Here is a 12,996-nt window from a genome sequence, read left to right as displayed (position 1 = left end):
AATTCCCAATTAGATAGATAGCAAACCAAATACAATGACTATCATCCTTACAATTTTTTAGCGTTTTTAACTTTCTGATTTGTTAATGCTAATTTTATTACGTCTTTCATTTCTGTAACATAATGGAACGTTAAACCTTTTAAATAGTCTTGCTTAATCTCCTCGATGTCTCTTCTATTATCTTCACAAAGTAAAATTTCTTTAATTTTTGCACGCTTTGCTGCTAGAATTTTTTCTTTAATTCCACCAACTGGTAACACTTTACCACGAAGTGTAATTTCTCCTGTCATGGCTAAACTCTTTTTAATTTTACGCTGTGTAAATAAAGAGACTAAAGAGGTTAACATCGTTACACCAGCACTTGGTCCATCTTTTGGTGTGGCGCCTTCTGGCACATGAATATGCACATTGTATTTACCAAAAATATCTGGGGCAATACCAAACTCTTCTGCATTCGCTTTTATGTATTCCATAGCTATAGTTGCAGACTCCTTCATGACTTTACCTAAGTTTCCAGTAATAGATAATGTGCCTTTACCTTTTGATAAAATAGATTCTATAAATAAAATATCGCCTCCTACTCTAGTCCAAGCTAAACCAGTTACAACACCTGCAACATCGTTATTTTCGTATTTGTCGCGTTCTAATTTTGGCCCACCTAGAACTTTGATAACTGTTTCATTAGTTACTTTAAGATCGTAATCTTCTTCCATTGCTATATTCATGGCTGCATAACGCACCATTTTTGCAATTTGTTTTTCTAAGCCTCTTACTCCAGATTCTCTTGTATAACCTTCTACTATTTTTTCCATTTGTGGTTTTCCAAGCTTTAAATGGGTGTCTTTTAAACCATGTTCTTTTAGCTGCTTTGGTAATAAATGACGCTTTCCTATCTCTACTTTCTCTTCAATAGTATAACCTGATACATTTATTATTTCCATTCTGTCGCGCAACGCTGGCTGAATGCTTCCTAAGTTATTAGAAGTCGCAATAAACATAACCTTAGAAAGGTCGTAACCCATTTCAAGGAAGTTATCATGAAACTCGCTATTTTGTTCTGGATCTAAAACTTCTAGTAAAGCAGACGATGGATCGCCTTGATTGGAATTAGATAACTTATCTATTTCGTCTAATACAAAGACAGGATTAGAAGTTCCTGCCTTTTTTAAAGACTGAATAATACGACCTGGCATAGCGCCAATATAGGTTTTTCTATGTCCTCTAATTTCTGCTTCGTCTCTTAAACCTCCTAAAGATACACGAACATATTCACGACCTAAAGCCTCAGCAATAGACTTTCCTAAAGAAGTTTTACCAACTCCTGGAGGTCCATAAAGACATAAAATTGGCGATTTCATATCATTACGTAATTTTAGTACGGCTAAATATTCTATAATACGTTTTTTAACATCGTCTAAACCATAATGATCTCTATCTAATATCTTTTTAGCGCGTTTAAGGTCGAATTTATCCTTGCTGAATTCATTCCAAGGTAAATCAAGAAACAAGTCTAAATAGTTACGTTGTATAGAATATTCAGCAACTTGCGGATTCATACGTTGCATTTTTGATAATTCCTTTTCAAAATGCTCCGCTACGTTGTCATCCCACTTTTTGTCTTTAGCACGGTTTTTCATGTCTTCCATCTCCTCTGCATTGCCACCGCCAAGCTCTTCTTGGATGGTTTTCATTTGCTGATTTAAGAAATACTCACGCTGCTGTTGGTTCATATCGCTTTGAACCTTAGATTGAATATCATTTTTTAACTCCAATTTCTGAAGTTCAATATTCATAAATTTTAAAGTTTCTAAAGCGCGCGCTTTTAAATCGTTTATTTCTAAAAGTTTTTGTTTGTCTTCAACAGGAAGATTCATGTTAGAAGACACAAAATTGATTAAAAACGAATCGCTTTCAATATTCTTAATGGCGAAAGAAGCTTCACTTGGGATATTTGGACTATCCTTTATAATTTGAAGTGCTAAATCCTTAATAGAATCTATAATTGCTTGAAATTCTTTATTCTTTTTCGCTGGCTTCGCTTCTGGAACTTCTCTTACTGTCGCATTCATATAGGGCTCCTCAGTAATAACTTCTGCTACACTAAAACGTTTTTTACCTTGAATAATAACCGTTGTGTTACCATCTGGCATTTTAAGCACTTTAAGAATACGAGCAACAGTACCCACTAAATGTATATCTCCTGCCTTAGGATCTTCGACCGCTTCGTCTTTTTGCGATACTACTCCAATTACTTTAGAACCTTTATTAGCATCGTCTATTAATTTAATACTCTTATCGCGCCCTGCTGTGATTGGGATAACTACGCCAGGAAATAAAACAGTATTACGCAATGATAAAATTGGTAATGTTTCTGGTAAATTTTCTTTGTTAATTTTCTCTTCATCTTCAGGTGTCATTAATGGAATTAACTCTGAATTTTCATCAAAATCCTGCAATGACAAACTGTCTAGACTAATAAAATTAGATTTCTTCATATGTTTATATACGTCATTATGTCACCAAATAGTATTTGGCTCATAATGTTCTGTTTGTGAAATTAATATTTATAATGTATAAACACCCTGATTATCAATTAATTATTAATAACCAACTGTGTATAACTTACTACAAAAGTCCAATTAATATGCCAATCTTTTAGTTAATAGTTTAAACTGAAGAGTTAACAGTTTTTCTTACGCATACTCTTAAATAAAATCTAGAGTGAAACAATACAATACGCAGCTTTTACAATAAATTTTTCTCGCTACACTTGCACTTTATATGCATTTTTAAAAAAAATGTACAGAAAGTGTAACAAACTCATTTAACTTGCATCCTTACTACAACAAACCATTAGAATTGACATTAACCAACTACAATATCGAACAGCTCGTTGAGCTTTGTAAAACCGACAACCAATTTGCACAATTGGAACTGTACAATAGGTATTATAAAGCCATGTACAACACTGCTTACCGAATTGTGAAAAACAGTTTTGAAGCTGAAGATGTTATGCAAGATGCTTTTTTACTAGCGTTTTCAAAACTCAACACTTTAAAAGAGATTAAAACCTTTGGAGCTTGGCTAAAACGTATAGTCATTAACAAAAGTATTTACCATTATAACAAGAGTACAAAATTTGATGAAGTACCTCTGGACGATGTGCTTTATAAAGTTGAAGACACCCATGGAATAGCTGAAGATTACGAGTTTACTACTATACAAGCTAAACAAGTAATGGAAACTATGAAAACCTTGAAAGAAAATTATCGTGTAGCCTTAACGCTTCATTTAATTGAAGGTTTCGATTATGATGAGATAAGTGAAATTATGAGGATTTCAAGTTCTAATTGTCGTACAACCATTTCAAGAGCCAAAGAGAGTTTAAGAAAAAAAATGCAAGCCTTAGTTGGTTAAAAATGAATACAATGTATTCTCAGGAGGAGGAAATAAAAAACAAAACAAAAAAATGAAAGAAGATAACATGCATCAGCTTTTTGAAAAATTTCAACATGATTTTGATGTTGAAGTCCCAAGTCATGGTCATAAAAACAGGTTTTTAGATAAATTAAAAGAGCAAAACCAAATGCAAGGCATTGCTGTTACAAAAACAAGCAAGCGTTTATGGAAACCATTTCTTGGTATGGCAGCATCTATTGTATTACTAGTGGTTTTAGCAATTAATTTTAATACGGAATCAGATATTCAAGACTTAGCAAGTGTCTCTCCAGAAATGGCGAATACTCAAAATTTCTTCACATCCGTTATTGCTGAAGAATTAGAAAAAATTAATAACGAACGTACTCCAGAAACTGAAGCACTTATTAAAGATGCTATGCTACAAATGAAAACATTAGAAACACAATACAATCAATTAAAACTAGACCTAACAGAAAGCGGAAACGATAAGCGTGTCATCCATGCCATGATCGATAATTTTGGAAATAGAATTAACATATTAAAATCTGTATTAGAAAACATAGAAGGTATAAAAACATTTAAACTAAACAACAATGAAACAATTACAACACTATAAATTATTCACAGTCTTATTACTATTACCATTAGTAATGCTTGCGAATACCAGTAACGATAAAGATGGTAAACACAAAAAGGAAAAGACCATTACAAAATCTTTTAATGTTAACGATAATGCAACATTGAAAGTAGATAACAGCTACGGAAATTTAGATATCGTAACTTGGGATGGTAATACTATTGATTTTGAAATAACAATTACCACAACTGGAGACAACGAAGAGAAAGTACAAAAAAAACTAGATGGTATTACAGTAGAATTTTCTGGATCTCAAGACTTAGTTACTGCTATTACAAAATTTAGTAAAAACAAGAGTAAATCTTGGTGGAGCTGGAAAAATAGTAATACTGTACAAATGAAAATTAATTACATTATTAAAATGCCTATTACCAATAATGTAAACCTTAGTAACGATTATGGAAACATTAATTTAGGAACACTTGAAGGCCGAGCAGAGTTAAATTGTGATTACGGTAAAATTACAACTAAAGAGCTTTTGGCAGATAATAATAACATTAATTTCGATTACTCAAATAACTGTTATTTCGAATTCATTAAAAGTGGTAAAATTAATGCAGACTACAGCGGTTTTACGGTTTCTAAAGCCAACACATTAGAAATTATTGCAGACTATACAAAATCTAAAGTAGAAGTTGCTGAGGATGTGACTTACAATTGCGATTATGGTGGTATTACTATAGATAAAGTAAACAACCTAAAAGGCAATGGAGATTACTTAACCGTAATCATTGGAGATGTCTATAAAAACCTAGATATTACAGCAGATTATGGCTCAATTAAAATTGAAAAATTACAAAAGAGCGTAAAAAATGTATCTATAGATTCAGATTACGTTGGTATAAAAATAGGTTACGATCCAATGCTAGCTTTCGATTTCGATATAGCATTAGAATATGGTTCTTTAAAAGATAGTGATGATGGTTTCAATTTCGTTAAAAAACGAGTAGAATCTTCAGATCGCTACTATAGAGGCTATTATAGCACTCAAAATTCTGGAAGTTTAGTAAAGATAAACTCAGAATATGGTAGTGTTACTTTTTATCAAAATTAATTAAAATCAATCAAATAATCAATTAAAACACAATTATGAAGACATCAAAAAACACGCTATTAATAGCCATCGCATTATTAACTTTCTCTTTTTCTCAAGCACAATCTTGGGGAAGTAAAAAAATAAAAGGTAATGGGAATATTACAACAATTACAAAATCGACATCAGACTACGACGAAATTAAATGTTCTGGATGGATGGACTTTAAACTAGTAAAAGGAAAAGAAGGTAAAATTATTATTGAAGGAGAAAGCAATCTTTTAGAATATATTATTGTTGAAGTTGATGGTAATACTCTAAAAATTAAAACGGAAAACAATATAAATTTAAAACCAAGCTATAATAAAACTATTAAAATCACTATCCCATTTAAAGATATTGATTATGTAAGTCTATCAGGATCTGGCGATATTACTAATAAAGATAAAATTGTAGCTAACAACTTTACGGCAAGAGTATCTGGATCTGGAGATATTGTATTAGATGTTGATGCTAAAGATATAGATGCCTCTATAACTGGATCTGGAGATTTAACCCTAAATGGCAAAACTAAAGATTTAAAAGCTAGTGTAACAGGCTCTGGAGACTTCCATGGTTATGGTTTAGAAGCTATAGATGTAGCTGCCAAAGTAACAGGTTCTGGAGATGTAGAGATTGTATGCAATGGACATTTAAACGGAAGAGTTACAGGTTCTGGAGATATTGAATATAAAGGATCACCTAAATCTGAAGATACTAAGGTAACTGGTTCTGGTAGTATTGGGAATTAGCAATTAGCAATTAGCAATTAGCAATTAGCAATTAGCAATTAGCAAAATTAAAAAAGCCGCTTTTCTATAGTTAGAAAGCGGCTTTTTCTGTCTTTTTTTATTGAGTACAAAATATTAATATCAACTAAAGAGGCTCTTAAATCTGTACTTCTTCTTTAGGGACTCTAAAAAGTAACACAATCCCAATTAAAAAGAAAACGAATAAGAATAATATAGCATTACGCATACTACCGGTTATTTGATCTATTGTTGCAAAAATCACCATGCCTATAACAATTCCTATTTTTTCGGCAACATCATAAAAACTAAAGTAAGAAGTGGTGTCTTCAGTTTCAGGTAAAAACTTCGAGTAGGTTGAACGTGCTAAACTCTGTATTCCTCCCATTACTAAACCCACAAAACCAGCCGCGAAATAAAATTCCATTGGCGTTTTCATTAAATAGGCATAGAAACAAAGTCCCATCCATATAAAATTAACAGCTATTAATGTTTTGATGTTTCCAAATTTAGCTGAAGCCCTAGAAGTTAAAAAAGCACCAAGTATTGCTACTAATTGAATGATTAAAATACTACCTATTAATCCCAATGTTTTTTCACTATCTCCTCCCCAAGAAATCTCTTCTTCTCCAAAATAAACAGCGACTAGCATAATGGTTTGAACCGCCATACTAAACACAAAGAATGCTGTTAAATAGCGTTTAAGTCTAAGGTTTGCTTTTAATTGAATCCAAACTAATCTCAATTCTTTTAGTCCGTTGAATACTACTGCTTTTGTAACTTTATGTCCACTAGAAACTCCTTTTGGTAATACATAAAAAGTGTATTGACTAAAAACGGCCCACCATATTCCAACGGTTATAAAAGAGATTTTCATTGCTTCTACAGATGCCAAATCTTTTGCTTTACCTAATGCTTCAGAAATTTCGGCTTCAGTTCCTGACGCTCTTATGGTTTCAGAAATACTGATATCGAAACCAAAATATTCTGGAAACATTACCATAGCTAAATTAATAACAAGTAATAATACGCTTCCTATATAACCCAAAGAGAACCCTTTTGCACTAATATTATCTTGTTGTTCTGGAAATGCTATATCTGGTAGATAAGAATTGTAGAAAACCAAACTTCCCCAATATCCTATTAATCCCATAAAATAAAAAAGCAGACTTAAATGAATTTTTTCTGGAGTGATATCAAAATAATACAAACCAATACAGCCAATACTTCCAACGTAACAAAAGAACTTCATAAAATTCTTTTTATTACCTACATAATCTGCAATTCCAGATAATATGGGAGAGGTAAAAGCGACCACCAAAAAGGTAAAAGCTGTTACATAAGTAATTAATGCTGTGCTTTTAAAAACCATCCCAAAGGCTTCAACAGTTTTAACTTCAGAAAGAAACAGCGCAGAATAAAATATTGGGAATATAGAAGATGCAATAGTTAATGTATAAACTGAATTTGCCCAATCGAAAAAAGCCCAAGCATTTAATAATTTTTTATCTCCTTTTTGTAAATTTTCCATAAAAAAACCACTCATTTATAAGAGTGGCTTCGAAAATAAGAATTTATATTTTATTAATATGGTGTTACAGGTCTAAAAGACTTTATACCAAATTTTTTAGCTTCTGATTTTGCTGTTGGCGCTAATGCTTCTAAGTTTGCAATACGTGTAGTTGTTGCTGGATGCGTGCTTAAAAATTCTGGTGGTGCTTTTCCGCCACTTGCCGCGCCCATACGTCTCCATAAATTTGCCGCTTCATCTGGGTTATATCCAGCAAGAGCAGTTAAAATTAAACCTATTTTATCGGCTTCAGTTTCATGACTTCTACTAAAAGGTAACATACCAAGTACATTAGAACCAATACCAAATGCTTGATTGTATAATGCTATATTTTCATCATTTTGAAAAGCTATATTCCCTGCTAATGAAACACCTTGCTGTACCATTCCAGCGCTCATACGTTGTTGTCCATGATTTGCTAAAGCATGTGCAACTTCGTGTCCCATAATTGCAGCAACAGCTGCTTCATTCTGTGCTATTGGTAAAATACCTGTATAGAAAACAATTTTACCTCCGGGCATACACCATGCATTTATTGTTTCGTCTTTAACGAGATTGTATTCCCATTTATAATCATTTAAATAGTCATGATTACCATTTGCATTTAACCAACGTTCTGCAGCTACTGCTATACGCTGTCCAACTCTGGTAATCATTTCTGACTCTTTTGTACCAGTAACCACATTGTTTTCGCCTAAAAACTGATTATACTGTGCAAAAGCTGTTGGAAATAATGAGCTATTTTCTGTGCCTGGTAATGCCATTGTTTTCTTTCCTGTAAAAGGATTTGTAGCACATGAGAAAAATATTAGCATTACAAATGCTAAGGAGATATTCGATTTGAATTTCATACTTTGTTGTTTTTTTAATTTAATACTAATTTACAAAAAGTTGAATAAAAAGCATTCGTTATTTAAAGGCTAAATAGTTATTCGATAACAAATACTTTTAATCGATAAAGACAAGATTTATGCCAAGCTCATGAATTATGATTACAAAATGTTATGATTTACATAAAATTACGACTTTTAATAGATGAAAAAGATATTTACAATTATCTTTAACTAAAAAGAAAAAATTTATGAAAAAAATAGCACTATTGGCTTTCGCCTTTATTTTATTTAACTGTAATGGTAATGCACAAGATTCAAAAAAAGAAGCGAAAACATATAAGGTTACTAAAACAGATACCGAATGGAAACAAGCACTCTCTGAAAAAGAATATTATGTTTTAAGAGAAGCTGGAACCGAAAGCCCTTTTTCTAGTAAACTTAATAAAGAATACAATGCTGGAACTTATGTTTGTTCGGCCTGTGAAACACCTTTGTTTAAGGCTAAAAATAAATTCGATTCTGGAACTGGATGGCCAAGTTTCGATAGAGAAATAAAAGGAAATGTTGAGTTCTCTGTAGATTACAATTTGGGTTCGGCTAGAACCGAAGAACATTGTGCAACTTGTGGCGGCCATTTAGGTCATGTTTTTAATGATGGGCCAAGTAAAACAACTGGTAAAAGACATTGTATAAATGGTGTCTCACTAAAATTTATTCCAAAAAAAGATGAGTGATTTTGAATTTTTTAAGTCTAACAAAGAATGGCAAGACCAACTAACAGACGATGAATACCATATTTTAAGAGAAAAAGGAACAGAAAGACCACATACTGGAGCCTATAATCTTCATTTTGAAGAAGGTATTTATAAATGTGCTGGTTGCAATCAACAATTATTTGAAAGCTCAAGTAAGTTCGATGCGCATTGTGGATGGCCAAGTTTCGACGAGTCCATTAAGGGCGCTGTAAAATACGTTTTAGATAAAGACCACGGTATGACGCGTACCGAAATTGTATGCTCTAATTGCGGTGGACATTTGGGTCATGTTTTTAATGATGGGCCAACAGAAACTGGAACACGTTATTGTGTGAATTCTATATCTGTAAAATTTGATAAACCAAATGAGTAGTTATTTAACAAGCGCTATTAAACAATTTGAATACTACAAAAGTCTTGGCGACAAAACTTTTAACCAGTTAACTTTTGAAGAGCTACAATGGCAAAGCCATGAAGATGCCAATAGCATTGCTATTATTGTCAAACATAGTGTTGGCAATATGCTATCACGTTGGACCAATTTTTTAACCGAAGATGGTGATAAAGAATGGCGACATCGTGACCAAGAGTTCAAAGATAATTTTACCACAACAGAAGACATTATTGCAGCTTGGGAAACGGGTTGGAAATGCTTGTTCGATGCTATTACACCATTGACTGAAGACGATTTAGAACGTATTATTTATATAAGAAATCAAGGCCATACAGTAACAGAAGCAATTAACAGGCAATTAGCGCATTATTCCTTTCATATTGGACAAATTGTATTTTTAGGAAAACTTCTTAAAGGAAATAATTGGGAATCATTATCTATACCAAAAGGACATTCTTATTCTTATAATGAAGCTAAATTTTCTAAGGAAAAAGAACGAAGACATTTTACAGATGATTTGTAAAATTAATAATAGCTAAGCTATAATTTATAAATACTTTGAAACTTTACAACTAGCATTTGCGTGAGTGATAGCAACGGCATCCTTTTGCTTTTTCTGCAAAAGATATAGTGAATAGCACGACCTTTAGGTCACGCCCAAATAAAAATGAAAGTTCAATTTATTATTTCAGCTTTGTTTTGTAAATTCGTTGTTTATTAAAACGACAAAAAATTACACAATGAGTAAATACGATATTATTGTTCTTGGAAGTGGTCCTGGAGGCTACGTAACTGCAATTAGAGCTTCGCAATTAGGGTTTAAAGTTGCTATTGTAGAAAAGGAAAGTCTTGGAGGTGTATGCCTAAACTGGGGCTGTATACCTACTAAAGCATTATTAAAATCTGCTCAGGTATTCGAATATTTAAAGCATGCTAGCGATTACGGATTATCTGTTAAAGAGTACGATAAGGATTTTAATGCTGTTGTAAACCGAAGTCGAAATGTGGCTGAAGGGATGAGCAAAGGTGTTCAGTTTTTAATGAAAAAAAACAAAATCGATGTTATCAATGGTTTTGGTACACTAAAACCTGGAAAAAAGGTTGATGTTGATGGTACCGAATATGCTGCAGACCATGTAATTATTGCAACAGGAGCGCGTTCTCGTGAGTTACCTAGTTTGCCTCAAGATGGCGAAAAAGTTATAGGTTACAGACAAGCAATGACTTTAAAAAAGCAACCTAAAAAATTGATTGTGGTTGGTTCTGGTGCTATTGGTGTTGAATTTGCTTATTTCTATAATGCTATGGGAACAGATGTTACTGTAGTAGAATATTTACCAAATATAGTACCTGTTGAAGATATTGACGTTTCTAAACAGATGGAAAAATCGTTTAAGAAAAGTGGTATTAAAGTAATGACTAATGCTGAAGTTACTAAGGTTGACACTTCTGGTGATGGTGTAAAAGCTACAATTAAAACTAGTAAAGGTGAACAGGTTTTAGAAGCAGACTTAGTATTAAGTGCTGTTGGTATTAAAACAAATATTGAAGGTATTGGTCTTGAAGATGTTGGTATTGCTGTTGATAGAGATAAAATTTTAGTAAACGATTTCTACCAAACTAATATCCCTGGTTACTACGCTATTGGCGATGTAACTCCAGGACAAGCGTTAGCTCACGTTGCTAGTGCTGAAGGTATTTTATGTGTTGAAAAAATTGCTGGACAACATGTAGAAGCATTAGATTATGGAAACATTCCTGGTTGTACGTATGCGTCTCCAGAGATTGCAAGTGTTGGTTTAACAGAAAAACAAGCAAAAGATCAAGGTTTAGATATAAAGGTTGGTAAATTTCCATTCTCGGCTTCTGGTAAAGCAACCGCCTCTGGTGCTAAAGAAGGTTTTGTAAAAGTAATTTTTGATGCTAAATATGGTGAATGGTTAGGTTGCCATATGATTGGTGCTGGTGTTACAGATATGATTGCTGAAGCTGTTTTAGGACGTAAACTTGAAACTACAGGACACGAAGTTTTAAAAACGATACATCCACATCCAACAATGAGTGAGGCTGTTATGGAAGCTGTAGCAGATGCTTATGATGAGGTGATACATTTGTAGAATTTAAAAAGAGAAAGTTTTCTTAGGCTCACTTTTTTAGTTATTTTATATAAAAATGCATAACAAAAGACGATTCAATTGAATCGTCTTTTTTGTATCAAAATTTATATCCTATTCCAACGCTTATTCTGTTATCCCTAAAGTTATTGTTACATGCTCGTCCTTCAAAACCATGTCTAAAACGTGCATCGAGAATAACGTTTTTAGTCCAATGATATTCAGCACCTAGAATACCATTCCATTTTTTAAATCCATTAATATCATTTACCAAAGAAGCAGAAAGGACTTGTGTACCAGAATAGGCTTTAAACTTATTGTCAAAACGATATTTAAAGAATATAGGAACAGTTAAATAAAGCTCATGAATAGAGTTTCTAAAACCTGTATTAAAAAGTCTATCTCTTTTTTCAGACCTCAAATTTAATTCCAACTGAAAACTCCACTTTTTACCAAGATTAATATCAGAAAACACACCTATATAGGGTAAATTAGGCTTGTATTCTAAATTACTGTCGTTAACCTGAAATTCGTAACCAATGCGCAAACCAAACTTTACTCTTTTATCCGTTGGCTTTTCAGAATCTGTTTGTGCTTGCGCGAAACATACTGCAAAAAGAACGCATAATAATAGGATCTGTTTTTTCATAATTCGTTAATGATTATAACTATGTTCCAAAACTATCGCAGAACAGTGTTAATAAATCACAAAGTCTTCACAAACAAATTATAACATCGCGTTAATTGTCTCTTAAAAAGAGTTTAATAAATTATAAAAAATACGATGTGGGCAAATTAAAAACATGTAAACAACTTCTATTTTAAAGTCTTGAAAAATAGCAGCATAATAAACAACTTCAGTTTCTGGATTAGTACCAAAATCTGCTTCTACAAATTTAAAAAAGTAAAATTAACTTGATTTTACGCCGTTAAATAGGCACAAAAAACACAATAAAAATAAATGCCTAATATCCATCTTAGATTTTTAAAAAATACTGCATTACAAAAAACTCTGTATCGCGAGCTCGTAACTCTGTAAACCAAAACCTAAAATTACACCTTTAGCATTTGGAGAGATGAAAGATTGATGTCTAAACTCTTCTCTTGAAAACGTATTAGAAATATGTACTTCTACAACTGGTGTTTCAATTGCTTTTACAGCATCACCAATTCCAATAGATGTGTGCGTATAAGCTGCAGCATTTAATATTATGCCATCGTAATTAAAACCACAGGTTTGTAACTTATCTATTATTTCTCCTTCTATATTAGATTGAAAATGTTCTAAAGCAACATTAGGGTATTTTTCTTTTACGGCATCAAAAAACTCTGTAAAGGATAAGTTACCATAAATATTTGGCTCTCGTTTACCCAGTAAGTTAATATTTGGACCATTGATAATTATTATTTTATACATACTGTAAAAATACAAAAGTTATGGCATAAAAAATA

13 protein-coding genes are annotated in these 12,996 nt (G+C 32.4%); 8 read left to right on the top strand and 5 right to left on the bottom strand.

Going from position 1 to position 12,996, the window contains the following annotated elements:
• Positions 1-47: 47 nt before the first annotated feature.
• Positions 48-2,495, bottom strand: coding sequence for an endopeptidase La (gene lon / locus RH82_RS04045; RefSeq protein WP_034058316.1), 2,448 nt, complete (start codon positions 2,493-2,495; stop codon positions 48-50).
• 364 nt (positions 2,496-2,859) lie between these two features.
• Here lon and RH82_RS04040 point away from each other — a divergent pair, with 364 nt between their 5' ends.
• The 4 genes from RH82_RS04040 to RH82_RS04025 are packed head-to-tail and all read left to right on the top strand — an operon-like array spanning position 2,860 to position 5,881.
• Positions 2,860-3,417, top strand: a complete 558-nt coding sequence (locus tag RH82_RS04040) for an RNA polymerase sigma factor (protein WP_034058315.1) — start codon at positions 2,860-2,862, stop codon at positions 3,415-3,417.
• 52 nt (positions 3,418-3,469) lie between these two features.
• Positions 3,470-4,036, top strand: a complete 567-nt coding sequence (locus RH82_RS04035) for a hypothetical protein (protein WP_034058689.1) — start codon at positions 3,470-3,472, stop codon at positions 4,034-4,036.
• A complete protein-coding gene (locus RH82_RS04030; RefSeq protein WP_034058313.1) occupies positions 4,014-5,111 on the top strand; it encodes a hypothetical protein in 1,098 nt (365 codons plus the stop codon). The genes RH82_RS04035 and RH82_RS04030 overlap by 23 nt, the downstream gene beginning before the upstream one ends.
• A 35-nt stretch (positions 5,112-5,146) precedes the next feature.
• On the top strand, positions 5,147-5,881 hold the full coding sequence (locus tag RH82_RS04025; RefSeq protein ID WP_034058310.1) for a head GIN domain-containing protein: 735 nt from the start codon (positions 5,147-5,149) through the stop codon (positions 5,879-5,881).
• A gap of 136 nt (positions 5,882-6,017) precedes the next feature.
• Here RH82_RS04025 and RH82_RS04020 read toward each other — a convergent pair whose 3' ends face one another.
• Together RH82_RS04020 and RH82_RS04015 are read right to left on the bottom strand one after the other, a co-directional pair.
• Complete coding sequence (locus RH82_RS04020; protein WP_034058688.1) at positions 6,018-7,409, bottom strand: MFS transporter; 1,392 nt, start codon at positions 7,407-7,409, stop codon at positions 6,018-6,020.
• A 53-nt stretch (positions 7,410-7,462) separates the two neighbouring features.
• Complete coding sequence (locus tag RH82_RS04015; RefSeq protein ID WP_034058309.1) at positions 7,463-8,299, bottom strand: M48 family metallopeptidase; 837 nt, start codon at positions 8,297-8,299, stop codon at positions 7,463-7,465.
• 230 nt (positions 8,300-8,529) lie between these two features.
• Between RH82_RS04015 and msrB (RH82_RS04010) the strand changes: the two genes are divergently transcribed.
• The 4 genes from msrB (RH82_RS04010) to lpdA all read left to right on the top strand — a co-directional run bounded on the left by msrB (RH82_RS04010) (position 8,530) and on the right by lpdA (position 11,547).
• Complete coding sequence (gene msrB / locus RH82_RS04010) at positions 8,530-9,015, top strand: peptide-methionine (R)-S-oxide reductase MsrB (RefSeq protein ID WP_034058308.1); 486 nt, start codon at positions 8,530-8,532, stop codon at positions 9,013-9,015.
• On the top strand, positions 9,008-9,409 hold the full coding sequence (gene msrB, locus RH82_RS04005) for a peptide-methionine (R)-S-oxide reductase MsrB (RefSeq protein WP_034058306.1): 402 nt from the start codon (positions 9,008-9,010) through the stop codon (positions 9,407-9,409). The genes msrB (RH82_RS04010) and msrB (RH82_RS04005) overlap by 8 nt, the downstream gene beginning before the upstream one ends.
• Positions 9,402-9,953, top strand: a complete 552-nt coding sequence (locus tag RH82_RS04000) for a DUF1572 family protein (protein ID WP_034058303.1) — start codon at positions 9,402-9,404, stop codon at positions 9,951-9,953. The genes msrB (RH82_RS04005) and RH82_RS04000 overlap by 8 nt, the downstream gene beginning before the upstream one ends.
• A gap of 217 nt (positions 9,954-10,170) precedes the next feature.
• Positions 10,171-11,547 carry a dihydrolipoyl dehydrogenase gene (gene lpdA, locus RH82_RS03995; RefSeq protein ID WP_034058686.1) on the top strand — a complete coding sequence of 459 codons (1,377 nt, stop codon included), beginning with the start codon at positions 10,171-10,173 and terminating at the stop codon, positions 11,545-11,547.
• 97 nt (positions 11,548-11,644) lie between these two features.
• Here the strand turns inward: lpdA and RH82_RS03990 are convergent, their stop codons facing one another.
• A complete protein-coding gene (locus RH82_RS03990) occupies positions 11,645-12,193 on the bottom strand; it encodes a porin family protein (RefSeq protein WP_034058301.1) in 549 nt (182 codons plus the stop codon).
• A gap of 351 nt (positions 12,194-12,544) precedes the next feature.
• Positions 12,545-12,961 carry a type II 3-dehydroquinate dehydratase gene (gene aroQ, locus RH82_RS03985; RefSeq protein WP_034058299.1) on the bottom strand — a complete coding sequence of 139 codons (417 nt, stop codon included), beginning with the start codon at positions 12,959-12,961 and terminating at the stop codon, positions 12,545-12,547.
• Between the last annotated feature and the right edge of the window lie 35 nt (positions 12,962-12,996).

This window comes from Lacinutrix jangbogonensis, assembly GCF_000797445.1.
Lineage (GTDB): Bacteria > Bacteroidota > Bacteroidia > Flavobacteriales > Flavobacteriaceae > Lacinutrix > Lacinutrix jangbogonensis.
The sequence above is the reverse complement of the archived record's forward strand: the minus strand, read 5'-3'. Positions and strand labels throughout refer to the sequence as shown.

Excerpts from the sequence above, each read along its gene's own strand:
- lon (WP_034058316.1), bottom strand. The coding sequence starts at position 2,495 with ATGAAGAAATCTAATTTTATTAGTCTAGACAGTTTGTCATTGCAGGAT.
- lpdA (WP_034058686.1), top strand. The coding sequence starts at position 10,171 with ATGAGTAAATACGATATTATTGTTCTTGGAAGTGGTCCTGGAGGCTAC.
- msrB (WP_034058306.1), top strand. The coding sequence starts at position 9,008 with ATGAGTGATTTTGAATTTTTTAAGTCTAACAAAGAATGGCAAGACCAA.
- RH82_RS04000 (WP_034058303.1), top strand. The coding sequence starts at position 9,402 with ATGAGTAGTTATTTAACAAGCGCTATTAAACAATTTGAATACTACAAA.
- RH82_RS04030 (WP_034058313.1), top strand. The coding sequence starts at position 4,014 with ATGAAACAATTACAACACTATAAATTATTCACAGTCTTATTACTATTA.
- RH82_RS04015 (WP_034058309.1), bottom strand. The coding sequence starts at position 8,299 with ATGAAATTCAAATCGAATATCTCCTTAGCATTTGTAATGCTAATATTT.
- RH82_RS04025 (WP_034058310.1), top strand. The coding sequence starts at position 5,147 with ATGAAGACATCAAAAAACACGCTATTAATAGCCATCGCATTATTAACT.
- aroQ (WP_034058299.1), bottom strand. The coding sequence starts at position 12,961 with ATGTATAAAATAATAATTATCAATGGTCCAAATATTAACTTACTGGGT.
- msrB (WP_034058308.1), top strand. The coding sequence starts at position 8,530 with ATGAAAAAAATAGCACTATTGGCTTTCGCCTTTATTTTATTTAACTGT.
- RH82_RS03990 (WP_034058301.1), bottom strand. The coding sequence starts at position 12,193 with ATGAAAAAACAGATCCTATTATTATGCGTTCTTTTTGCAGTATGTTTC.
- RH82_RS04020 (WP_034058688.1), bottom strand. The coding sequence starts at position 7,409 with ATGGAAAATTTACAAAAAGGAGATAAAAAATTATTAAATGCTTGGGCT.
- RH82_RS04035 (WP_034058689.1), top strand. The coding sequence starts at position 3,470 with ATGAAAGAAGATAACATGCATCAGCTTTTTGAAAAATTTCAACATGAT.